The 23,245-nt window shown below is 53.3% G+C and carries 19 protein-coding genes, 1 tRNA gene and 1 riboswitch; of the genes, 11 read left to right on the top strand and 9 right to left on the bottom strand.

The genetic code is table 11. From position 1 onward, the window contains the following. Window positions 1-84 precede the first annotated feature (84 nt). The gene (purB, locus tag P0D43_RS00855; protein WP_394673015.1) at window positions 85-1,461 is read right to left on the bottom strand and encodes an adenylosuccinate lyase; all 1,377 of its coding nucleotides are present in this window, start codon (window positions 1,459-1,461) and stop codon (window positions 85-87) included. Window positions 1,462-1,652: 191 nt separating this feature from the next. Between purB and P0D43_RS00850 the strand changes: the two genes are divergently transcribed. After that, entirely contained in the window at window positions 1,653-2,264 is a 612-nt protein-coding gene (locus tag P0D43_RS00850) for a glutathione S-transferase C-terminal domain-containing protein (RefSeq protein WP_394673014.1), read from the top strand. Window positions 2,265-2,326: 62 nt separating this feature from the next. Here P0D43_RS00850 and mnmA read toward each other — a convergent pair whose 3' ends face one another. Both mnmA and P0D43_RS00840 read right to left on the bottom strand, forming a co-directional pair. Further along, window positions 2,327-3,394: a tRNA 2-thiouridine(34) synthase MnmA gene (gene mnmA / locus P0D43_RS00845; RefSeq protein WP_394673013.1), complete on the bottom strand. Its 1,068-nt coding sequence runs from the start codon at window positions 3,392-3,394 to the stop codon at window positions 2,327-2,329. Between the two features lie 5 nt (window positions 3,395-3,399). Further along, the gene (locus P0D43_RS00840) at window positions 3,400-3,915 is read right to left on the bottom strand and encodes an NUDIX hydrolase (RefSeq protein ID WP_394673012.1); all 516 of its coding nucleotides are present in this window, start codon (window positions 3,913-3,915) and stop codon (window positions 3,400-3,402) included. A 61-nt stretch (window positions 3,916-3,976) separates the two neighbouring features. Next, a riboswitch (cobalamin riboswitch) is annotated at window positions 3,977-4,186 on the top strand. Between the two features lie 191 nt (window positions 4,187-4,377). Here P0D43_RS00840 and P0D43_RS00835 point away from each other — a divergent pair. The 4 genes from P0D43_RS00835 to P0D43_RS00820 all read left to right on the top strand — a co-directional run bounded on the left by P0D43_RS00835 (window position 4,378) and on the right by P0D43_RS00820 (window position 9,436). After that, a complete protein-coding gene (locus P0D43_RS00835; RefSeq protein ID WP_394673011.1) occupies window positions 4,378-6,306 on the top strand; it encodes a TonB-dependent receptor in 1,929 nt (642 codons plus the stop codon). 225 nt (window positions 6,307-6,531) lie between these two features. Further along, window positions 6,532-7,659 (top strand): Re/Si-specific NAD(P)(+) transhydrogenase subunit alpha, encoded by a 1,128-nt coding sequence (locus P0D43_RS00830; RefSeq protein WP_159568918.1) that lies wholly within the window; start codon window positions 6,532-6,534, stop codon window positions 7,657-7,659. Window positions 7,660-7,672: 13 nt separating this feature from the next. Next, window positions 7,673-7,966 (top strand): NAD(P) transhydrogenase subunit alpha, encoded by a 294-nt coding sequence (locus tag P0D43_RS00825; protein WP_008249635.1) that lies wholly within the window; start codon window positions 7,673-7,675, stop codon window positions 7,964-7,966. Between the two features lie 24 nt (window positions 7,967-7,990). Next, complete coding sequence (locus P0D43_RS00820) at window positions 7,991-9,436, top strand: NAD(P)(+) transhydrogenase (Re/Si-specific) subunit beta (protein WP_394673010.1); 1,446 nt, start codon at window positions 7,991-7,993, stop codon at window positions 9,434-9,436. 72 nt (window positions 9,437-9,508) lie between these two features. Here P0D43_RS00820 and P0D43_RS00815 read toward each other — a convergent pair whose 3' ends face one another. The 3 genes from P0D43_RS00815 to P0D43_RS00805 all read right to left on the bottom strand — a co-directional run bounded on the left by P0D43_RS00815 (window position 9,509) and on the right by P0D43_RS00805 (window position 11,570). After that, window positions 9,509-10,384 (bottom strand): alpha/beta fold hydrolase, encoded by an 876-nt coding sequence (locus P0D43_RS00815; RefSeq protein WP_394673009.1) that lies wholly within the window; start codon window positions 10,382-10,384, stop codon window positions 9,509-9,511. Continuing rightward, window positions 10,381-11,469: a tRNA preQ1(34) S-adenosylmethionine ribosyltransferase-isomerase QueA gene (queA, locus tag P0D43_RS00810; RefSeq protein WP_394673008.1), complete on the bottom strand. Its 1,089-nt coding sequence runs from the start codon at window positions 11,467-11,469 to the stop codon at window positions 10,381-10,383. Before queA ends, P0D43_RS00815 begins: the two co-directional genes overlap by 4 nt. 14 nt (window positions 11,470-11,483) lie before the next feature. Beyond that, window positions 11,484-11,570, bottom strand: a tRNA-Leu gene (locus tag P0D43_RS00805). 138 nt (window positions 11,571-11,708) lie between these two features. Here P0D43_RS00805 and P0D43_RS00800 point away from each other — a divergent pair. Next, window positions 11,709-13,316 (top strand): diguanylate cyclase domain-containing protein, encoded by a 1,608-nt coding sequence (locus P0D43_RS00800; protein ID WP_394673007.1) that lies wholly within the window; start codon window positions 11,709-11,711, stop codon window positions 13,314-13,316. On the opposite strand, the gene P0D43_RS00795 is transcribed toward P0D43_RS00800, so the two are convergent. Then, window positions 13,306-13,539 carry a CsbD family protein gene (locus P0D43_RS00795; protein ID WP_159568913.1) on the bottom strand — a complete coding sequence of 78 codons (234 nt, stop codon included), beginning with the start codon at window positions 13,537-13,539 and terminating at the stop codon, window positions 13,306-13,308. The two genes, P0D43_RS00800 and P0D43_RS00795, sit on opposite strands and share 11 nt — an antisense overlap. A 118-nt stretch (window positions 13,540-13,657) precedes the next feature. Here P0D43_RS00795 and P0D43_RS00790 point away from each other — a divergent pair, with 118 nt between their 5' ends. After that, the gene (locus P0D43_RS00790) at window positions 13,658-14,587 is read left to right on the top strand and encodes an NAD(P)-dependent oxidoreductase (protein ID WP_394673006.1); all 930 of its coding nucleotides are present in this window, start codon (window positions 13,658-13,660) and stop codon (window positions 14,585-14,587) included. A gap of 119 nt (window positions 14,588-14,706) precedes the next feature. Continuing rightward, complete coding sequence (locus P0D43_RS00785) at window positions 14,707-16,338, top strand: DEAD/DEAH box helicase (protein ID WP_394673005.1); 1,632 nt, start codon at window positions 14,707-14,709, stop codon at window positions 16,336-16,338. Window positions 16,339-16,353: 15 nt separating this feature from the next. On the opposite strand, the gene gluQRS is transcribed toward P0D43_RS00785, so the two are convergent. Beyond that, on the bottom strand, window positions 16,354-17,265 hold the full coding sequence (gluQRS, locus tag P0D43_RS00780) for a tRNA glutamyl-Q(34) synthetase GluQRS (RefSeq protein WP_394673004.1): 912 nt from the start codon (window positions 17,263-17,265) through the stop codon (window positions 16,354-16,356). 10 nt (window positions 17,266-17,275) lie between these two features. Then, complete coding sequence (locus P0D43_RS00775) at window positions 17,276-18,187, bottom strand: LysR substrate-binding domain-containing protein (RefSeq protein WP_394673003.1); 912 nt, start codon at window positions 18,185-18,187, stop codon at window positions 17,276-17,278. 98 nt (window positions 18,188-18,285) lie between these two features. Here P0D43_RS00775 and P0D43_RS00770 point away from each other — a divergent pair, with 98 nt between their 5' ends. Genes P0D43_RS00770 through dnaE form a run of 3 tightly spaced genes read left to right on the top strand, consistent with a single transcriptional unit; the run spans window position 18,286 to window position 23,128 of the window. Next, window positions 18,286-18,996 (top strand): pirin family protein, encoded by a 711-nt coding sequence (locus P0D43_RS00770; RefSeq protein WP_394673002.1) that lies wholly within the window; start codon window positions 18,286-18,288, stop codon window positions 18,994-18,996. Between the two features lie 26 nt (window positions 18,997-19,022). Continuing rightward, the gene (locus P0D43_RS00765; protein WP_394673001.1) at window positions 19,023-19,583 is read left to right on the top strand and encodes a flavodoxin family protein; all 561 of its coding nucleotides are present in this window, start codon (window positions 19,023-19,025) and stop codon (window positions 19,581-19,583) included. 14 nt (window positions 19,584-19,597) lie between these two features. Further along, window positions 19,598-23,128: a DNA polymerase III subunit alpha gene (gene dnaE / locus P0D43_RS00760; RefSeq protein ID WP_394673000.1), complete on the top strand. Its 3,531-nt coding sequence runs from the start codon at window positions 19,598-19,600 to the stop codon at window positions 23,126-23,128. Window positions 23,129-23,245 lie beyond the last annotated feature (117 nt).

Genomic DNA, 23,245 nt, shown 5'->3' with positions numbered 1-23,245 from the left:
CTTGAGTATGCGTGGGTATTTTGAGCTGATCATCCCCGAGGCAGGGTACTTACAAACGGTGACAATTTGCCTCGGGGAAGATTATTAAATGCGCTTGGCCAGTTCAGCGGCCTTGCCGATGTAGCTGGCTGGGGTCATTGCCAGAAGGCGATCTTTTTCAGATTGGGGCAAATCCAGTTGGGCGATGAACTGTTGCAGGCCCGCTTGAGTAATGCCTCTGCCGCGGGTTAGCTCCTTGAGTTGCTCGTATGGGTTGGGCAGGCCGTAGCGGCGCATCACCGTTTGTACTGGCTCAGCCAGTAATTCCCAAGCGTTGTCGATGTCGGCTGCAATTGCAGCTTCGTTCACTTCCAGTTTGCCTAAGCCACGCAGGCAGCTTTCGTAGGCCAGGATCGCGTAACCAATGCCCACGCCCAAATTGCGCAGCACTGTGGAGTCAGTCAAATCGCGCTGCCAGCGAGACACGGGCAATTTCTCAGACAAGTGCTTTAGCACCGCGTTGGCCATGCCCAAATTGCCCTCGGCATTTTCGAAATCAATTGGATTGACCTTGTGTGGCATGGTGGACGAACCCACTTCACCGGCTTTCAGCTTCTGTTTGAAGTAGCCCAAAGAAATATAACCCCAAATATCGCGGCTTAGGTCGATCAAAATGGTGTTGGTGCGTGCAATGGCGTCCATCAGGGCGGCAATGCCGTCGTGTGGTTCGATTTGAATGGTGTAGGGGTTGAAGGTAAGTCCCAGGCTTTCAATCAAATCGCGGCTCAGCTTTTCCCAGTCGAATTCTGGGTAGGCTGACAAATGGGCATTGAAGTTGCCCACCGCACCGTTCATTTTGGCGGGTAATTCCACAGCCTTGATGGCAACAATGGCGCGCTCCAGGCGGTGCACTACGTTGGCAAATTCTTTGCCCATGGTGCTGGGGCTGGCAGGCTGGCCATGGGGGCGGCACATCATGGGCAAGTCGGCAAACTGGTGGGCGTAATTGCGCAGGGTGGTGACCATGCGATCCAGTGTCGGCAAAATCACCTGTTCACGCGTTGCTTTCAACATGAGGGCATGGCTCATGTTGTTGATGTCCTCAGAAGTACAGGCAAAGTGAACGAATTCAGCCGATTTTTTCAGTTCTTCATCGGCCTGAAACTTTTCTTTAATAAAATATTCAACAGCCTTCACATCGTGGTTGGTGGTGGCTTCGAATTCTTTGATGCGTTGTGCATCGGCCTCTGAAAATTCAGTTTTGATGGCGTCGAGTTTGGCCAGTGCTTGTGCTGAGAAGGCGGGCAATTCAGAAAAGCCTGCGTTGGCCAACGCCTTGAGCCATTCAATTTCAACGATAACGCGGTGATGCATGAACCCGGCTTCAGAGAGCAGGGGGCGCAAATTGGCCACTTTGGACTGATAACGGCCGTCAAGCGGGCTGATTGCGGTTAATGTGCTTAAAGAGTCTGAAGAGATCATGCGAATGGTAAAAATTGAGGTTTTTCAAGGCCTTGTATTGTAACCTGTCTCGCTGGAAACTATTCGGGAGGAGTGGTGTCCTCGGCGGTATTTTGGAATTCTGCTTGTTCAATTTGTAAAACTGTTAGACACTTTCAGGTCGTAAAAAACAAGACGCAATCTCATCCAGGATTGTATTTAGGAGAACTGTGATGAAACTAGTGGGATCCCTGACTAGCCCCTTCGTGCGCAAAATTCGCGTTCAGCTTCAAGAAAAAGAAATTCCGTACGAATTTGTACTTGAAAATGTGTGGGACGAAAACACCCGCATCAGCGATCACAATCCTCTGGGCAAGGTGCCTTGCCTGATTTTGGATGGTGGTCAAACCGTATTTGATTCACTGGTTATCTCGGGCATGCTGGAATACATGATGCCAACGGTGCCCCTGTTGCCAACCAACCCCAATAACCGTGCCTTGGTTCGCACAATGGAATCGTTGGGGCAGGGTTTGAGTCAGGCGGCCGTGGATATCATTCTGGAAAAGAAATTCCACGAGGGCGACAACGTCAGCCAACCCTGGATTGACCGTCAAACCCAGAAAATTCACAATGGCCTGGCATGGGTTTCCCATCGCATTAAAACCACCCCAGGTTTTTACCTGACTGAGCAATTCAGCCTGGCCGATATCACTGTAGGTTGTGCCTTGTTTTATCTTGATTTCCGCATGCCCGATTTGAAGTGGCGTGAACTGTATCCGGAACTGAATGAATATTCCGAGCGCCTGGCTTGTCGCCCCAGTTTTGAAGACACCAAGCCTGAGTAACTCAGCTGAATGCACCAAAGAAAAAAGCCCCGAATTGGTCGGGGCTTTTTTTATGCCGTGTTTCAGGCAATAACGCCGCCGCCCAAGCAAACCTCGCCTTGATAGAGCACGGCGCTTTGCCCCGGGGTGACCGCAAACTGGCTTTCTTCAAAGTTCAATTCGAACCCTTGTTCCGTCTGTTTGAAATCACAGGATGAATCTTCTTGGCGGTAACGGGCTTTGCAAGCCATGTGCGCATCGCTTGGGGTATGGCCTGAAATGTAATGTACCTGTTCGGCAGTCAGTACTTTCTGGTGCAGCCAGGGGTGGTCGTGCCCTTGCACCACATACAGCGTGTTGTTTTTCAAATCTTTGCGGGCAACAAACCAGGGTTCGCCATTGCCTTCTTTTTGGCCGCCAATGCCAATGCCTTTGCGCTGACCCAGCGTGTAAAAGCTCAGGCCCACGTGTTCACCAATTTGTTGACCTTCGTCATTCAGAATGGGGCCGGGCGCGGTGGGCAGGTAGCGATTCAGGAATTCCCGAAACGGGCGTTCGCCAATGAAGCAAATGCCAGTGCTGTCTTTTTTGGTGGCGTTGGAAAGCCCCAGTTCAAGTGCAATTTTGCGAACTTCGGTTTTTTGTATTTCGCCCAGTGGGAACAGGGTTTTGCTGAGTTGCGCCTGGTTCAGCCGGTGCAGAAAATACGATTGATCTTTGCTGTGGTCGATTGCTTTTAGCAGCTGGAATTCACCATTCACTTCCCGCACGCGGGCATAGTGGCCTGTGGCAATGTAGTCAGCTCCCAGGCAGTAGGCATGGTCCAGAAAGGCTTTGAACTTGATTTCGCTGTTGCAAAGAATGTCCGGGTTGGGGGTGCGGCCTGCTGAGTACTCACTCAGGAACACAGAGAACACCCGGTCTTTGTATTCACTGGCGAAGTTCACCGCCTCAATGTCTACACCCACCAGGTCGGCCACGCTGGCCGCGTCCAGCCAGTCTTGTCGGCTCGAGCAATACTCCGAGTCGTCATCGTCTTCCCAGTTTTTCATGAAAAGACCAATGACGTTGTAACCCTGTTGTTTGAGCAGCCATGCCGACACCGAGGAATCTACCCCGCCCGACATGCCAATAACCACTGTTTTAGCCATGATATTTAAGATACGCCGGGAGGCATTGGCCCAGCAAGCACGCTGGGGTGCGTGTACACGTGCTCAAGCGGCATGATGGGCTGTTTGCCAGCCTTCCAGTTCAGGAAGTCTTCAACGCAACGCATCACCAAGGGGCTACGGTGCTGGTCTTGGCTGGCGCGCAACTCCTCAACGGTCATCCACAGTGTGCGGATAATGCCTTCGTCCAATGCGCGATCACTGTGGTGTTTCACCACCTCGGCTGCAAAGGCAAAGCGCAGATAAGTAACATCTTCCTGCGTGCGTGAGCTTGTGTAGCGACTCATGTAGATGCCCAGCAAACCCACCGGGCTCACCTCCCAGGCTGATTCTTCCAGTGCTTCGCGGGCAGCACCAAACTGTGGCGTTTCACCTGGATCCAGGTGGCCTGCGGGTTGGTTCAGTTTGATGCCATCGGTGGTGTGTTCTTCCACGATCAGGAATTTGCCCTGATGCTCGACAATGGCGGCTACTGTGACGCTGGGTTTCCAGACTTCTGACATGGCTTTTCAATCGCACTACCTAAACGGCATGCGCCCGGTGTTTGGGTGTTAAAAAAACACGTTAGAATAGCAGGGTTAAGGTGCTTGTGCTCATTTTTTGAGCGAAGTTAAACGGGAAGCAGGTTCAAGCCTGCGCTGCCCCCGCAACGGTACGTAAGTGCGGGTGTGTCATTTTGCCACTGGTAGTAAAGCTGCTCTAAACGCAGCAACTGGGAAGGCGACACATCAAAACTTACAAGCCCGGATACCGGCCTTGACCGTTCAGCCTGTCCCATTCAGGCGAGCGACTGGTGCTGCGGGGAGGCAGCACGCAGGCGGCCAATTGTTTTTTACCGAACTTTTCTCCGTGACTTCCAGGGCTGTTGTGTCCTTGGCTTGCTTGCGCGCGTGGTTCTTTCGCCTGTGTTGTCTTCTCCAGTTAATTGATTGCCGCACGGTGGGTGCAGTTTACTGGAGTTCAAGGTGTTCATTCATTTCAAAAAATTACCAATCGTTTGTTTGTTGGCGGCTTTGCCCGCACAGGCTCAAGAGGAACTCGCGTTTTATGCGCTTCCCCCAGTGTTTGTGTCCTCTACTCAAACTGCAGTCCTTGAGAAGGACCAGCCATTTTCGACCACGGTCATTACGGCTGAGCAAATTCGTCAGTCTGGCTATACCACCGTGCGCGATGTGTTGTCTAAACTGGCTTTGGTCAATGTTCGTACCCCGCTAGACGGAAGCCGAAGTGCATCCGTTGACTTGCGTGGTTTTGGTGAAACCGCGTCTGCCAATGTGGTGTTTGTGGTGGACGGCGTGAAGTTGAATGACAACGAAGGCGTCACTCCCCGCTATGGCAGTATTCCGGTCAGCAGCATTGAAACAATCGAGGTTATTCGCGGCGGCAGTTCGGTTGCTTACGGTAGCGGAGCCAGTGGTGGTGTTATTCGGATCACGACCAAAAAAGGCCGTGGTCGCGACGGTGTGGGTGGTGATGTATTTGCGTCTTATGGCTCTTACGACACCAAGGAATTGGGCGCCACCCTGTTTGGCGGCGCTAACGGTTTTTCGTTGGTGTTCAATGGTTCCAAGGAATTCACCAATGGATACCGAGACAACAGCGAAGCCAGCCGCGATTTGGGTAGTTTGGCGCTGGATTGGCAAGGCGATGTGTTCAGCGCGGGTGCGTCATTTTCCGCCGAGGGTTCAAAATCCAGATTTCCTGGTTCACTGAATCGTGCGCAGTTTGAGCAAAACCCAAAGCAAACAAATAGTCCAAACGATTTTGGATCGTTCGAACGAAATACCTTCCGTTTCTATGGCTCGGCTGATTATGGCAATTGGGGAACGGGTGTCCGTGTAAGTCGTCGTACTCATGAAGCATTGGGATCTTTCGACTTTGGGGGTGGTTTTGTGTTTAACGCCCGGTCAGAGTATGAACAAGACCAGATTAGTCCTTACCTCACCTTTACATTGCCGCATGGCGCAGGTGCGCATGTTATTCGTGTCGGTTACGACATTGAAAAAGCCGCTTTGCGTGGGTTTGACGCAGGCACGCTTGAATCCAATGCGATTTTCATTGAAGACGACTGGACCGTGAACGATGTGTTGCGTGTGAATGCAGGCAGCCGTTACGAACGGTCCGAACAACAGAAAGCCAGCGGCGAAACACGGGATTACTCGCTGGTCGCACATCAGTTGGGCGCATCCTGGAAGGCAGCCGAGAACCTCACTGTCTTTTCGAAAGTCGCCCGCAGCTTCCGCATTCCGAATGCCAATGAAAATGGCTTTGCAGGCGTGGGGACAACCCGTGTGCCGTTTTTGAACCCTCAAATTGCAGATGAAGTGGAGGTGGGTTTGAAAACTGCAATGTGGACAGGTGAGTTCAGCAGCACGCTGTTCGTGATGGACGTTGAGAATGAGTTGTTTTTTGATCCTACGATCGTAGACCCTGCATTGTTCATCAATGGTTTGAACAGCAACCTGGACGAGTTGCGCAGAAAAGGCCTTGAATTGAAATGGAATGGAAGCTTGCGCAAAGACTTGAGAATGGTCGCGGCTTATCAGTATCTGGATGCTGAGTTTCGGTCAGGTTCGCTCAGCGGCAGTCGCGTACCACTGGTTGCAGCCCACAACTTGAAGGTTGCCACTGAATATGACTGGACATCACGCGTATCAACGGAAGCGATTGTGAACATGCAATCCGATCAACGGTCTGCTGCAAATACGGATCTACAGATCCCCGGTTTTGGTGTGCTCGACCTGAATTGGCGCTACAGGCAAGACAGTTACAGCGTGGTGTTTCAGGTTCAGAATGTATTCGACAAGCAATACTACAGAACGCAGTTCGGTCCGAACGGGATTTACCCGGAAATTGGTCGGGCGTTTTTCATTAATCTGAATGCTGATTTTTAAAGCAGAAGCAGCCCTTTGCTTATCAATTTTCTGATTTGATGTTTAGATCTCGGACTCAACACAATTTGAGGCGGTTTTATTATAATCTGACAAGAATTATTGTCAGATACTGGGTTGTGGTATTCCCTTAGATTGGGCGATACTACCGTGCTATAGTCCGCACCAGCAGTGTATTTGCAGTTCTTAAACATCAAATAAAAGCGCTTTCCCACAAGGAGAAGTTCCATGAAAATCGGAATCCCGGCCGAGACAAGGTCCGGAGAAACGCGTGTAGCCGCCACACCTGAAACGGTGAAGAAGCTCATTTCTCAAAAACACGAAGTGTTTGTTCAAGCAGGTGCAGGTATTGCCAGCTCGATCACCGATCAGGCCTACATTGATGTGGGCGCAACAATCGTTGATCGTGCAATGGATGTAATCGGCGGCTGTGACATGATCCTCAAGGTGCGGGCTCCCGCTGAAAACGAACTGTCTGCCTATCGTGCGGGTCAGGTTGTTGTCGGCATGTTGAACCCTTTTGACAATGCAGCACTTGAAGGCATGAACAAGGCTGGCCTGACGGCATTTGCACTGGAAGCTGCGCCACGCACTACACGTGCTCAAAGCATGGACGTGCTTTCTTCACAGGCCAACATTGCCGGTTACAAGGCCGTGATGATTGCGGCCAACGTATACCAGCGCTTCATGCCCATGCTGATGACCGCTGCGGGTACTGTAAAAGCTGCACGCGTGTTGATTCTGGGTGTGGGTGTTGCAGGCTTGCAGGCCATTGCAACGGCCAAGCGTTTGGGCGCTGTTATTGAAGCATCCGATGTGCGCCCTGCCACCAAAGAACAAGTTGAATCGCTGGGTGCGAAGTTTGTGGACGTGCCGTTCGAATCCGACGAAGAGCGCGAAATTGCTCAAGGTGTAGGTGGTTATGCCCGCCCAATGCCTGAAAGCTGGATGAAGCGCCAAGCCGCCGCAGTGCACGAGAAAGCAATCAAAAGCGACATCGTGATCACCACAGCATTGATCCCAGGCCGCAAGGCACCGACCCTGTTGCACGAAGAAACCGTGCGCGCCATGAAACCCGGTTCGGTGGTGATCGACTTAGCCGTGGAGCAGGGCGGCAATTGCCCCTTGTCCAAACTGAACGAGATTGTCGACGTCAACGGTGTAAAAATTGTGGGTTATGCAAACCTGCCGGCCATGGTGGCTGCAGATTCATCCGCATTGTATGCCCGCAACGTGATTGATTTTTTGAAGCTGGTTTTCGACACGGAAGGCGCCTTCAAAATCGACATGGAAGACGACATTGTTGCTGCGTGCCTGATGTGCACCGGTGGCGAACTCAAACGCAAAAACGCTTAAGGAAGGAGCCAACATGGACGCAATTAGCCCCACCGTGGTCAACCTGATTATTTTTGTACTGGCCATTTACGTGGGTTACCACGTGGTTTGGAACGTAACCCCCGCGCTGCACACCCCATTGATGGCGGTGACCAACGCAATTTCCGCAATCGTGATTGTGGGTGCCATGTTGGCAGCTGCACTGACCGTAACACCGTTGGGCAAATTCATGGGGGTGCTGGCCGTAGCGCTGGCTGCCGTGAATGTGTTCGGTGGCTTTTTGGTCACCCGTCGCATGCTTGAAATGTTCAAGAAAAAGAACAAATAAACCAACAGCGATCTGGAGAAATTTATGGAATTGAGTTTCAACGCAGTGACGCTGTTGTACCTGGTGGCGTCAATCTGTTTTATTCAGGCCTTGAAGGGCCTTTCACACCCTACAACCTCGCGTTTGGGGAACACCTTCGGCATGGTGGGTATGGCAATTGCCATCGCCACCACAATTGGTCTGATCTTCAAACTGGCGGAAATCGCAGGCCAGTCTGCGGCGACCGGGCTTGGCTGGGTGCTGGCCGGTTTGGTGGTGGGCGGTGGTTTGGGTACGGTGATGGCCAAGCGCGTCGAAATGACGAAAATGCCCGAACTGGTCGCGTTCATGCACAGCATGATCGGTTTGGCTGCGGTGGCGATCGCGATTGCAGCGGTGGCCGAGCCTGATGCGTTCGGTATCACTGCAAAAGGCATGTTCGACATTCCGCTGGGCAACAAAATCGAGTCGTTCATTGGTACCTTCGTGGGTGCCATTACCTTCTCGGGTTCTGTCATCGCTTTCGGCAAGCTGAGCGGCAAGTACAAGTTCCGTTTGTTTCAGGGTGCACCTGTGCGCTTTACGGGCCAGCATCAGCTGAACGCCATCTTGGGTATCGTGATGATTGGCTGCGGTATCTGGTTTGCGATTACGCAAGGCTGGACACCCTTCATCATCATGACCATAGCCGCCTTTATTCTGGGCGTCACGCTGATTATTCCAATCGGTGGTGCCGACATGCCGGTGGTTGTGTCCATGTTGAACAGCTACTCTGGTTGGGCGGCGGCAGGCATTGGTTTCTCGCTGAACAACAGCATGTTGATCGTGGCAGGTTCGCTGGTGGGTTCGTCAGGCGCAATTCTTAGCTACATCATGTGCAAGGCCATGAATCGCAGTTTCTTTAACGTGATTCTGGGTGGCTTCGGTGGAGAGGCGGATGCGGCAGCAGCAGGTGATGGCCAGCAGCGCACCGTGAAAAGCGGTTCATCTGATGACGTGGCCTTCTTGCTGACCAACGCTGAAACCGTGGTGATTGTGCCCGGTTACGGTTTGGCGGTGGCACGTGCCCAGCACGCGCTTAAGGAACTGAGCGAGAAGCTGACCCACATGGGCGTCACAGTGAAGTACGCGATTCACCCTGTGGCAGGCCGTATGCCTGGCCACATGAACGTGTTGCTGGCTGAAGCTGAAGTGCCCTACGATCAAGTGTTCGAGATGGAAGACATCAACAGCGAATTTGCACAAACCGACGTGGTATTGGTGCTGGGTGCAAACGACGTGGTGAACCCCGCGGCGAAAGACCCCAAGAGCCCCATTGCAGGCATGCCGATTCTGGAAGCCTACAAGGCCAAAACCATTATCGTGAACAAGCGTTCCATGAACGCGGGTTATGCTGGTTTGGACAACGAGTTGTTCTACATGGACAAAACCATGATGGTGTTTGGTGATGCCAAGAAAGTGATTGAAGACATGGTGAAAGCGGTCGAATAAATTCGATGCAATCGTTGTGTATAGAGAAAGCCTGGTGAGAATTCACCGGGCTTTTTTTATTTCTGGCTGGGCTTAAACCCCAGCCAATTCCCGAATTCTTTGCACCACAAGACCGGTGTGCTCCATGGGCAAAAAGTGGGTGGCATCGGCGATTACTTCAATGCGTGCCTTGGGTAAGCGTTTTTGAATGCGTGCATGCGCAGTCGCCGGGAATGTAGAACCTTTTCCTGCCGCAAGAATATGAATCGGGCAGCCCGGGTCGCGAATCCAGCGCGCAGCGTTGGGTTCGGTGTGTTGAAAGGTCAGTGATTCCCAGTGGGGCGGGCAGGCCAGCTCCACTTCGTTGTTGTGTGCGGGCACAAAACCATGTTCAACATAAGCCTGTAGCCATTCGTCACTCCAGGTACCAAAGGCTTTCTTGTTGCGGTAATTCTCAAAGGCGTCTTGGTGCGTGGGGAAACTCGCCCGCCTGCGGGCAGCTGCGGTGGCCATGGCAATTCGGTCTGCAAAGCCAAACCAGTTGGCCAAGCGAAGCGCAAAACCCTGTTTGGGGTCGAGTAGTACAGGTTCTACAAGAATAAGGCCCTTCACTTTTTCAGGGCGTTGTGCCGCAGCAGCAAGGCTGGTGGTGGCGCCAATGGAGTGGCCTGCCAGCCACATGGGTTCAGTGGCTTGGTCAAGTACGGCGACCAGGTCTTTGTAGTAGGTGGTCCAGCCCCGAAATGTGTTTGGATTTCCTGCAGATCGGCTTTCGCCGTGGCCACGCATGTCCCACGTGTGCACATCAAAATGCGGTAGCAGATCGCGCAGAAGTGGGGTGTAGGTTTTTGCGTTAAAACCGGTGGCGTGTGCCCAGTGCAGTTTGGGTTTGCTGTCGGAATTCGACCAGCGCATCATCTGGATGGCGCTGCCATCGTGGGAAACAATGGGATAAGCAGATTCGATCATTCGGTGCGTTCAAGCCACATGGCGTCGCCATAACTGAAGAATCTGTATTGTTGCGCAATTGCGTGTTCGTACGCCTTGAAGATGTTGGATTTCCCTGCAAAAGCGGACACCAGCATCAACAATGTGCTTTTTGGCAGATGGAAGTTGGTAATCAACCGGTCAACCACCTTGAATGGGTAACCAGGCTTGATGAAAATTTGGGTGTCTCCGGCATGGCCTGTTTCGGCAAACTGCGCAGCCTGGTTCAGGCCTTCGCTGGTGTTTAAATTGCAGCCAGTTTCGGTCGCCCAGGCCTCCAGTGCTCGCAAGGAAGTGGTGCCCCCTGCCACTACTTTACCGCCGTTCAGTTTGACCTTTCGCAAGGCGGCGACCACGTTGCCTGAAATTGCATAGCGTTCGCTGTGCATGACATGTTCTTCCACATTGTCGGTTTTAACCGGCAAAAAGGTGCCTGCGCCCACATGCAGTGTCAGGTTGAGCAGTTTCACGCCGCGCGCTTGTAGCTGTTGCAGTAATTCTTCCGTGAAATGCAGGCCGGCCGTGGGGGCGGCTACAGCACCGGGCTCACGCGCAAACACGGTTTGGTAGCGTTCGTCGTCTTGTGCGTTGGCACTGTGTTCGATGTAAGGGGGCAAGGGCAAGGCACCGTGTGCATCCAGCAGGTCGGGCAGGCTTAAACTACTTTCAAGCAGTTCCAGCTCGTACATCATGTCGTGTTTGGCAAGTACCCGGGCTGTTGCCACGCCGGCCAACACCACCTCACTGCCCGGTTTGGGGGATTTGCTGGCCCGAATCATGGCGGTGAAGCGCTTGTCATCAAGGATTCGCTCAAGCATGACCTCAATTTTTCCACCACTTGCTTTTTGACCTTCAAGGCGCGCTTTCAGCACTTTGGTGTCGTTGATGACCAGTACATCGTTGGGCTGAAGCAAATTCAGCACATGGGGAAACTGATGATCTTCGATTGGATTATTTTGAGCGCAAACCAGCAAACGCGACTCGCCACGGTGTTCAGGTGGGTGTTGGGCAATGAGCTGTTCTGGAAGATTGAAATCGAATTCGGACAGTTTCATGGTTGCTCTCATGTTGTCCTGGGGGCTGGTGCCGAGGGCGGGAATCGAACCCGCACGTTATCTCTAACACTGGATTTTGAGTCCAGCGCGTCTACCAATTCCGCCACCTCGGCAAGCCCGCAATTATGGCAAAAAACAATATTGAACACAACACCCCTTTGCAGAAATAAGTCATTTTTTTTTCGATTGCCGGAAATGTGCCCCTCTCGTGGGATTACTGGCTTCAACATGAGTCTGCATACTGACTGCGAATGTTCTCCAAAACGGGCTTGTTCAGCATGTCTTTCAAGTGGAAATGGTTGCTTACTACGTTTGTGGCTCAGTTGTTGCTGGGCGGCATTTTTACGTCCATTCAATACACGCACATGGGTAATTTGGCCGAGCGGGATTTGCATCGCATTCAGGAAAGTTTTCAGGCTGAGTTGTTTCAAGCCCACCTGGCCAATCAAAATCATTCACTGAGTACCCTGTCCTCCGTTGTCCGGGATTTCTACTTCCGCTACAAACCAGCCGCAGTCTGGGTCAACGTGGATGGCCAGCTGACTGACGCCATGGGCGATGTGCCGGAAAATTTATCGATGTCAGAGCCAGCCATGCTGGCGAGTTTTGAGTTGCCCAGTGCCGGGCAGCAACTCATGATTTTGTTTGATGAAGACGAGGTGTATCGCAGCCGCAACGATATGTTGTTTTATCTTGCCGGTGTTTTTCTGCTCAGTGCGCTGGCCTGTTCAATGATCTTGCTGGGCTTGAGCAATACACTTTCCGCCCGCCTGGAAGACTTGCGAACCAAAGCGATGGAATTGCAGTCGGGGAAAATTCAATCGCGAATAGAGGTCACCGGGCGGGATGAAATTTCCTGCCTTGGGGCCGCCTTTAACAGCATGGCTCAGGCCATTGAATTGCAAATGAAGGCCATGGAAGAGAGCCATGCACGTTCGGTTTCAGAGAAAAACCGGCTGGACATGCTGCTTTCGTCGCTGGCCAGTGGCGTTGCTTATCTGGATGAGCATTTCAAGTTGCTCTACATGAACAAAGCGTTGGCCAAGATGCTGAAAATCGAGGGGTTGGATACTCAATCGGCCAATCTGGAGCAGGTATTGATTCGGGCTGGAGTGGTTCGAGAACAGCGCATTCGCCTGAAAGACTTGGTCACCGACTACTTTGGCAACCACGAGATGCCGGTGGAGTTGAATTTTACCGATGGTCGGGTTCTGCAATTCCGGTTTGCGGTTTACAACGACAAAATTCAGGGAGCACATGCTGTCTTGATTGTCGATGACGTCAGTATTCGCAAAAACGTGGAAGATTTGCGCAACGAGGTAGAGCGTGACCCACTGACTGGCGTGCTGAATCGTCGCGGTTTTGAGATGACTCTGGAGGCTCGTCTTTCCAGGCTATTGCCCGGTGAAACATTGGGGCTTATGTTTCTCGACCTGGATGGTTTCAAGGCGGTAAACGACACTTTGGGCCACAAAGCGGGCGATCAAATTTTGAAGACCAGTGCAACGCTGCTTAAAGGCGCCACGCGCAATGTGGATCATGTGGCGCGTTTGGGGGGTGATGAGTTTGCAATTATCGTGGCTCGCTGCAATATCCAATTGCTCAAGAATATTGCTGAACGAATTATTGAATCCTTTGCCTGCGACAAATTGTTGGTGCGCGTGCGCCAAAATCACGGTTTGACTGTGTCTTGCAGCATTGGCGCAGCCATGCACCCTTTGCACGGGCACTCCATTCAAGAATTGCTTGAAATCAGCGATGAGCAAATGTACCAAGCCAAGAAAGCAGGCAAGAATTGTTACCGGATCGTAGGGGTGGCCAGTGAGCCCCAGGTCCGAGATGTGGTTGTCAAGGTTTGAGTTTGTTGCGTATCTGGTTCAGGCCTTTGTTGACCTCTTTGCCCAAGGCTTTGCCTGTGCTTTTCACCGTTGTTTTTGCTGTTTCAGCGGCATCCTGAGTGGCGCCTTTCAGTTTTTGAAACTGACCTTCCCGTTGCAGTTTCTTGTTGCCCGTGATCTCTCCCAGCTTTTGTTTGGTTACGCCCACGGCCATATTGATTTTGCCTTCGTATTTGCCCGCCACAATTTATCCTCCAGTCATGCGCCAGTGTAACGCCATGCCGATTTTCATGGTTAGCCCCAGTGTCGAAGCCAGCAATTAGGCGTTAGCCTTCTAGCAACTCAACCGGAGACACACGACCATGAAGATTGTTTGGCTGGAAAGCGAAACCGTACGAACCTCGTTGCCGCGCCCAAATTGCGCACACACCTGGACAGAATATCCTTTCACCACCGCAGACACGTTGAAAGAGCGGATCAAGGACGCCGAAATTCTGATCATCAACAAAGTCAAAATTGGCCCTGCCGAGCTTGACGCTGCACCCAACCTGAAAATGATTCAACTGGTGGCCACCGGTACCGACAACGTGGACAAGGCCGCCTGCGCCGAGCGTGGCATCAAGGTTAGCAATGTCGTGAACTATGGCCCCGAATCAGTGGCTGAGCACGCCATGGCTTGTATTTTGCAGCTAACGCGCCGTGTACCCGAGTGGGAAGCGCTGGTGCACGATGGCAGCTGGAGCGCGTCGCGCTTTTTCTGCCTGCACACACTGCCCATGCGTGGTTTGAACACTCAAACACTGGGTGTTTTGGGCAGCGGTGCAATTGGTGGCAAGTTGATTGAATTTGCCAAGGCTTTTGGCATGACCATTTTGCACATTGAGCGCCAGGGCGTGGACAAACCGCGCGAAGGTTATGTGACTTTCGAGCAAGGTTTGGCCCACAGTGATGTGCTGAGCCTGCATTGCCCGTTGAATGAACAAACCAAGGGCTTGATTGGCCCCGACACCATTCCCAAGATGAAAAAAGGCGCAATTCTGATCAATACCGCGCGCGGCGGACTGGTTCAGTTTGAAGCGTTGAAGCAGGCCATTGAGAGTGGTCACTTGGGTGGTGCTGCGCTGGATGTACTGGAGGTTGAACCCCCTCCGCGTGATCACCTGATGGTGAAGTGGCAACACCCACGTTGTATCATCACGCCGCACGTGGCTTGGGGTACTGAAAGCTCGCAGGCCAATGCAGGACGTTTGGCCATTAAACATGTGGACGAGTTCATTGCTGAAAACCTGTAAGCAGGGGCCAGCAATTGGCTGTTGTATGAAAAGTACATTTGCTGCACCCAGCCGGTGCAGCAGATGAATTTAAAGCGATTGCACAAATAATAAGCATCAAATAGGCTTAGAATGCGTGCATGACACAAACTGAACCGAATACCATCAGCGCAGCTGAAGAAGCCGCCCTCGCGAATGTAACCTTTGCAGACTTCGCGCTGCACCCCAGTATCCAGAAAGCCATCGACGAACAGGGGTACACCCAGCCTACGCCGATTCAGGCCAAAGCCATTCCGGTTGTATTAACCGGCATTGATGTGATGGGTGCTGCTCAAACCGGTACGGGTAAAACCGCCGGCTTTTCATTGCCCATTCTGAACCGATTGATGCCGCTGGCCACCGAGAATACCTCGCCAGCCCGTCACCCGGTTCGCGCACTGATTTTGACACCCACCCGTGAGCTGGCTGACCAGGTCGCTGCCAACGTATTTACCTATGCCAAGCACACGCCGCTGCGCTCGACCGTGGTGTATGGTGGCGTCGATATCAATCCTCAAATTCAGGCCTTGCGCCGTGGCGTAGAACTGGTGATTGCCACGCCTGGCCGCTTGCTGGACCATGTTCAGCAAAAAAGTATCAATTTGGGCCAGGTGCAGGTGTTGGTGCTTGACGAGGCCGACCGCATGCTGGACATGGGCTTCTTGCCCGATTTGCAGCGAATTATTAATTTATTGCCAAAAACTCGCCAGAATTTGCTGTTTTCAGCCACTTTTTCACCTGAAATCCAGAAGTTGGCGAAAAGCTTCATGGTGTCGCCCACTTTGATTGAAGTGGCGCGCCGCAATGCGACTTCTGAAAACATCAAGCAGGTTATTTTTGCGCTCGACAGTGAAGAAGACAAGCGCATGGCCGTTTGCCACCTGATTAAAAGCAAGGCGCTGAGCCAGGGCATTGTGTTTTCCAACACCAAGTTGGGCACGGCTCGTTTGGCGATTTACCTTGAAAAGCAGGGCGTTTCGAGCACCGCAATTCACGGTGACAAAACCCAGGCAGAACGCACCAAGTCGCTTGAAGCATTCAAGGCTGGCGAGGTAACCGTGCTGGTTGCCACCGATGTGGCTGCCCGTGGTTTGGACATTGCCGATTTGCCTTGCGTTATCAATTACGACTTGCCCACCACACCTGAAGATTACGTGCACCGAATTGGCCGTACGGGCCGTGCTGGCGCCAAGGGAACGGCCTATTCATTTGTTGTAAAGCGCGATGAACGGGCATTGAAAGACATTGAAAAACTGATTGGCAAAGCCTTTGTACGTGAAGAACTGGAAGGCTTTGTGCCGGGTGTACGTGCGCCGCGTGAAGAACGCGGTGGTCGCGATGGCCGTAGCGGTTCGAGGACAGAAGGGCGTACCGAGGGTCGCAGCGATTCGCGTACTTACGAAGGACGCTCAGACCGCCGCCCCGCCCGCACGGGAGACGAAGCAGCACCTGCGCGTGAACGTCGCCCTTCACGAGACACTTCCTACCAAGGTGCGCGTTTTAACGACAACGCGCCCATTCACCGTGATGCGGAATACGAGCGTTTGCGCGCCAAATTGGCACAAACACGTGTGAAAGATTCGCTATTCAATCAGCCTTATCAGGAATCGAAAGAAGACAAGGCTGCTGCTGAAGCCGCTGCGTCGGGCCAGTCTTCAGTGGGCAGTAACAAACCCAAAAACAAGAATGCTGCACCTGTTGCGTTTTTGTTGGGTGGCAATCCACGTAACTGAGCTAGAAACCGAGACTTACCGCGCGGCTTGTGCTGCCCGGTAGTTGGCCCAAACAGGGGCCGCCAATTCAAGCCACTGCTTCGTTGTAGTGGCTTTTATTTTGTCCAAACCAAAGTGCTGCCACACGGTGTTTAAATTCAGCACAGGGTCATGTTCCGGCACCGCTTGTGCCCCGGTTTGTTTGGAAAGCTTTTGACCGTCTTCGGCCAAGATCACTGGCAAATGCCAATAGGCCGGAGGTGGAACAATACCCCGGGCGTCAATCCCGCCTTGCAACGCCTTCCACAGCGCAATTTGCCGGGCGGTGGTGTCGGTTAAGTCTTCGCCGCGCACAATGTGGGTTACCTTGCTGGCCAGGTCGTCGACTACCACCACCAAATGGTAGGCCCAAAAGCCATCACCCCGTCTCAATACAAAATCACCACTGCTGGCGTTCAAGTCGTCGATGAAGTGGCCCATCCTGTGGTCTTGCCATTGAACCGGTTCGGTCGGGCAGCGGAAACGCATGGCCCTGGCCTCTCGGCCCGCCGGCATCCCGTGCCGGCAAGTCCCGGGGTAAATGCGGTTTTCGCCAGGCTCGCGCAAGGCATTGGCTTCGTCAATTTCCTTGCGGGTGCAGGCGCAGGGGTAGGTCAGGTTCAACATGCTTAAGCGCTTCAAAGCGGCTTCATAAAACGAATGCCGTTCTGATTGCACCCACACTTCACCTTGCCATTGAAGGCCGTGGCGTATCAATGTGTGCTCAATGTGCTTAACCGAGGCGGTGTCGCAGCGCCCTTCATCAATGTCTTCAATGCGCAAAAGCCAATGGCCGCCGTGCGTTTTTGCATCCAGAAAACTGCCCACGGCCGCAGCCAGCGAACCCAGGTGCAGCGGCCCGGTGGGCGAGGGGGCAAAACGGCCAATGTAGGGGGCTTGCTTGGGCATTCGGTTGCAATCAATCTTTGGGTTGAAAATTCAGCTGTACCGTGGCCAAGTGTTTGGTCCACCAGTCCAGCGCCTTGCCTTGGCTGCCGCGCTGCCACGCAAAGCACAAGCTGCTTTGGCGAGTTGCGTCTTCGGTTTTCTTCACAATCAATTCGCCGTTGGCCACCTCTTGTTCGATCAGGTTCCATGGCAACCAGCCACAACCCAAGCCAGCCAGTTGGGCTTTCACTTTGGTTTGAAGGTTGGGGACGGTGAGCACCGCCTGCCCACTTTGCAAACCGAAAGTCAGCGGTTTGAAATTGCGCGACGTATCACCCACGGCCACAGCGCGGTACTGGCGAATGGTATCAATGCATACGGGCTCGGGTTCGCTGGCCAGTGGGTGGTTAGGCGATACTGCGAACACAAACAGCAGTTGCCCAAATCCCTGAATGTGCAGGCCTGTGGCGCTGGCAAACTGGTTTTGATCCAGGCGGCTGCCAATCAGCAGGTCTGCCCGGCCCGAATACAAAGCCTCCCAAGTACCTGACAGCACTTCACTGGAAAAGCGCAGGCGTGTAGGGCCTTCCAGTGCGTCAAAGGCCTCTATCCAAGGAATGGCCTGCTCGAACGGCACCACAGAATCCAGCACAATTCTCAATTCTGCCTCCCATCCGCTGGCCACTGCTTTCACGCGTTTGGTTAGCGCCTCGGTGCTCTCGAGTAGCTTGCGTCCCTCCTCCAACAGGGCTTTGCCTGCGGGTGTCAGCTTGGCCTTGTGGCCTGAACGGTCGTAAATCAGCACGTCCAGGCTTTCTTCCAGTTGCCGAAGCTGGTAAGTGATGGCCGACGGGGCCTTGTTCAAGGCCACTGCGGCAGCGGCAAAACTGCCTCGCGCTTCAATCAGTTCAAGCAGTGCAAGGCTATCCAGGTTGATGGTCATCGGGTTCAGTTTTTTTGAATGAGTTCGTCAAATTCTACGCCTTGTTTGGCTGCATGGCACCACCTACACTGAATTCATCATTCAACAGGAGGTTGAACATGTTTCAGATCAGAAAATCCAGCGAACGCGGTTATGCACAACACGGTTGGCTTGAGAGCTATCACAGCTTCTCGTTTTCCAGCTACTACGACCCCAAGCACATGGGTTTCGGCCCGCTGCGTGTGATCAATGAAGACTGGGTTCAGCCACAGACCGGTTTTGGTACCCATGGCCACCGCGACATGGAAATTATTACTTACATGCTGGGCGGTGAATTGAGTCACCGGGACAGTTTGGGCGGCGGCTCGGCCATCAAGCCCAATCAAATTCAGCGCATGAGTGCAGGCACCGGTATTCGGCATTCTGAAATGAATGCCCACAAAACCGATGTGGCGCACCTGTTGCAGATCTGGATTGAGCCTGCTGTAACCGGTGTTGAGCCTGGCTACAAAGACCACGACCTGGATGTGGCCAGTATCACCGGCCAATTGGGTTTGGTTGTGACCGGTGACAAAGCCGAGGCCGAGACCAACAACATCGCCTTGATTCACCAGGACGCGAAAATGTACGCAGGCCGCTTGAGCAAGCAAAGCGTACACCGTGAACTAGACCCCGCACGCAAAGGCTATTTGCATGTGGCCACGGGTTCAGTGACCGTGGGTGATGTGCTGCTGCAAACCGGTGATGCGCTGTTGATCAGCGACGAGCGGGAATTGAATTTTGATGTGAGCGAGCAAGCCGAAGTGCTGTTTTTCGATTTGCCAGCTTAATAGTTATAACAACGAGGGAGTTAAAAATGACACAAGTAGCAATTGTTTATCACAGTGGTTATGGCCATACAGCCAAAGTGGCGCAAGCCGTTGAGCAGGGTGCAGCAGGTGTGGCGGGTGTTCAAACACACCTGATTTCCGTGAACGACGTGAATGATGCAACGTGGGACGTGTTGGCCAAGGCCGATGCCATTGTTTTTGGTTCGCCCACTTACATGGGCGGTGCGTCTGCGGACTTCAAGAAGTTTGCAGATGCCTCCAGCAAGGTGTGGTTCAACCAGGGTTGGAAAAACAAGGTGGCGGGTGGTTTCACCAATTCAATGTCCATGAGTGGCGACAAGCTCAGCACGCTTCAGTACTTTGTAACTTACGCCATGCAGCACGGCATGATTTGGGTGGGCAGCGCCACACCCGGTGCCCAAAAGCCGGGCGATGTGAATGAACTGAACCGCGTGGGTTCCTGGGTGGGGGTGATGACACAATCTGACAACGCGCCTGCGGACGTGACTCCACCTGCATCTGATCTGGAAACAGCCAAGATTTACGGCGCACGGGTTGCAGAGTTCGCCAAGAAGCTGTTGGCCTAATATAAAATGAGGGGATGACCAATTCATCCCCCTCTTTGCCTTCCACATTTGTACACCTGCGCATGCACACCGAATTCTCGGTGCTCGACGGCATGGTGCGTGTGGGCGAGGCTGTCAAGGCCGCTGCTGGCTGCGGCATGCCCGCTTTGGCCATTTCCGACCTGTCCAACCTGTTTGGCTTGATCAAGTTTTATGGCAAGGCACGTGGTGCCGGTGTTAAACCGATTGCCGCCTGCGATGTGTGGATTGAAAGCGACCGGGATGAAGAGCAACCCGCCCGCGTGCTGCTGTTGGTACAAAATCACAAAGGGTATTTGCAGCTGTGCGAGCTGTTAAGCCGTGCTTTTTTGCGCAACCAGAAGCGTGGCAAAGCCACCCTGAAGTTTGAGTGGTTTGATGAGGTGGGTTGCGATGGCCTGATCGCTGTTTCAGGCTTTACCCATTCTGACATTGGTCAATTCTTGCTGGGCGGCAACATGGGCCGCGCAGAAGATTCTGCCCGCAAATTCCTTAAGTACTTTGAAGGCCGCTTCTACATCGAGCTGCAACGCGATGGCTCAACACAGGCGGAAAACCTGGTGAACTTAAGCTGCCAATTGGCGGCCAAATTGCAATTGCCCGTGGTGGCCACGCACCCCATTCAATTTTTAAAGCCTGAAGACTTCCGCGCCCACGAGGCGCGTGTTTGCATTGCGCAGGGCGAAATTTTGTCGAACCCGCGCAGGCCGCGCCGGTTTACCGAGCAGCAGTATTTCAAAACTGCGCAGGAAATGGCAGAACTGTTTGCCGACATTCCCAGCGCGGTGCGCAACAGCATACGCATTGCCCAGCGCTGCAACTTAACGCTTGAATTGGGCAAGCCCAAACTGCCCGCATTCCCCACGCCCGATGGCATGACGCTGGACGACTACCTGGTGCATTTGTCCAAGGAAGGCCTAGAAAAGCGGCTGGTGCACCTGTTCCCGAATATTGAGGAACGGGAAAAAATGCGCCCCGAGTACGAAGCGCGTTTGAAAATCGAATGCGACACCATCATCGGCATGGGCTTTCCTGGTTACTTCCTGATCGTTCAAGACTTTATTAATTGGGGCAAAAGCAATGGCGTACCCGTGGGCCCTGGCCGGGGTTCAGGTGCAGGTTCGCTGGTTGCGTATTCGCTGGGCATTACCGACCTGGATCCGCTGCGTTACGACTTGCTGTTCGAACGTTTTCTGAACCCTGAACGGGTTTCAATGCCTGACTTCGACATCGATTTTTGCCAAGACAACCGCGACCGCGTAATTGATTATGTAAAGCAGAATTACGGGCGTGATGCGGTTAGCCAAATTGCCACCTTTGGTACCTTGGGTGCGAAAGCTGTTATTCGCGATGCGGGCCGTGTGCTCGACATGCCTTACATGTACTGCGATGGTTTGTCGAAACTGATTCCCCAAACCCCAGCCGACCCCTGGGACCTTGACCGCGCCATGGCCGATGAACCCACGTTCCGAGAACGTGTGGAAAACGAAGACGAAGCCAAGGAAATTATTGCGGTGGCCCGACCCCTTGAAGGCCTGACCCGCAACGTGGGCATGCATGCTGGTGGCGTGTTGATTGCACCGGGCAAGCTGACTGATTTCTGCCCCCTGTATTGCGCCGATGGATCCACCGATTCCGTGGTGTCGCAGTACGACAAAGACGACGTGGAAGCTGTGGGCCTGGTGAAGTTCGACTTCTTGGGCTTGCGCAACCTGACCATTCTGGATTGGGCTGTGCGTTGGGTGCGCGAAAATTACGAAGACCAGCGCGACTTCCGCTTGGAAGATTTGCCGCTGGACGATCCTGCGGTGTATCAGTTGTTCTCGGATGGCAACACCACGGCTGTGTTTCAGTCTGAATCGCGTTCTGCGAAAGACCTTGAGAAGAAACTAAAGCCTGACAACTTCGAAGACATTATTGCCTTGATGGCGCTAAACCGCCCCGGCCCTTTGGGTTCCGGCATGGTGGACGACTTCATTGCGCGTAAAAAAGAAACCTCGAAAACCGGCAAAGGGCGCGCCGAGTGGTACTTCCACCCCAAGCTGGAAGGCATCCTGAAAAGCACCTACGGTGTGATTGTTTACCAAGAGCAGGTGATGCTGGTTGCCCAGATTCTGGCGGGTTACAGCCTGGGTGGCGCTGACTTGTTGCGGCGAGCCATGGGTAAAAAGAAGCCCGAGGAAATGGCCAAGCAGCGTGAAATTTTCACGACCGGTGCCACTGAGCGCGGCGTGGACCCGGCGGTGGCCAAGCAGCTTTTCGACTTGATGGAAAAGTTTGCGGAATACGGTTTCAACAAATCGCACTCGGCAGCCTATGCGCTGATCGCCTACCACACGGCTTGGTTGAAAGCGCATTACCCGGCAGAGTTCATGGCTGCGTCCATGAGTTCCGACATGGACGACACCGACAAGGTGAAAATCTTTGTTGAAGACGCGATGGCCATGTGTCAGGTGCCCGGAAAGAAGGCGGGTACCACGGTCAACATGCTGGGGCCTGATGTCAACGAATCCAACTTCCGGTTCACAGCGGTGCGCATTGACGGCGAAAAACGCGCCAGTGCCATTCGTTATGGTTTGGGTGCGGTGAAAGGCACGGGCCAGGCAGCTTGTGAAGCGATTGTGGCCGAGCGCAATGCCAATGGTCCTTTCTCCGACTTGTTTGATTTTGTGCGGCGGGTAGACAGCAAGCAGATCAATCGCCGAGTGATCGAGGCGCTGATCCGCGCAGGCGCATTCGATGCGCTGAAACCCGACCGGGCCAAATTGCTGGCCAGCTCGGGCCAGGCCATGGAGTGGGCCGCCCAGCAGGCTGCAACCGCAGCGCAGGTCAGCTTGTTTGGTGAAGCCCTGGGCGGCGATGCCCCGCCTGAACTGGTGGATGTGCCCACCTGGAGCGAGCGGGAAAAACTGCAACAAGAAAAAGCTGCATTGGGCTATTACTTCAGCGGACATCTGTTCAAGGCCGATGAAGACAAGGTGCGTCAGTTTGTAAAATTGAAGCTGAAAGACCTTTCGCCGGGGCGTGATTTGGTGTGGATGGCGGGTGTCATTGCGTCGCTTCGCACCATGATGACCAAGCGCGGAAAAATGGCAATTGTGTTGCTCGACGATTCAACCGCGCAGGTGGAATTGTCGATTTTCAACGAACAATTTGAAGCCAACCGCACCCTGCTGAAAGAGGACTCCTTGTTGGTGCTGCAAGGCAAAGTGTCTGAAGATTCTTACACCGGTGGTTTGAGAATTTCTGCAGAAAACTTGCATTCATTGGCCAGTGCGCGTGCGCATTTTGTCAGCCGTTTGCGACTCAACATGAACGGGCAGTCGGATGCGGAAAGGCTGCGCGCCATGCTGGAGCCTTTCCGAGATCCAGAGCGGGGTTGTTTGGTAGAAATCGACTATCACAATGGCCATGCAGCCTGTGTGGCTCAATTGAGCAGCGAGTGGAAAGTTCGCCCGGAAGAGGACTTGCTGACTGAAATGCAGGGTTGGCTGGGTGAAGGCAATGCCAAGTGGGTGTTTGGCTGATTGATCAGCCAGTTTGGCCGAGTCTCGGTGTTGGCTAATCGCCAAACGCAGCGAATGAATCCAAACGGGGCGGTTTTCTTGAAGTTCGTAACAGGCAAACCCACTGCCGAGTTGGCC

Source organism: Limnobacter sp., assembly GCF_043511195.1.
Classification (GTDB): domain Bacteria; phylum Pseudomonadota; class Gammaproteobacteria; order Burkholderiales; family Burkholderiaceae_B; genus Limnobacter.
This window is presented reverse-complemented; position numbering and strand designations above follow the sequence as displayed.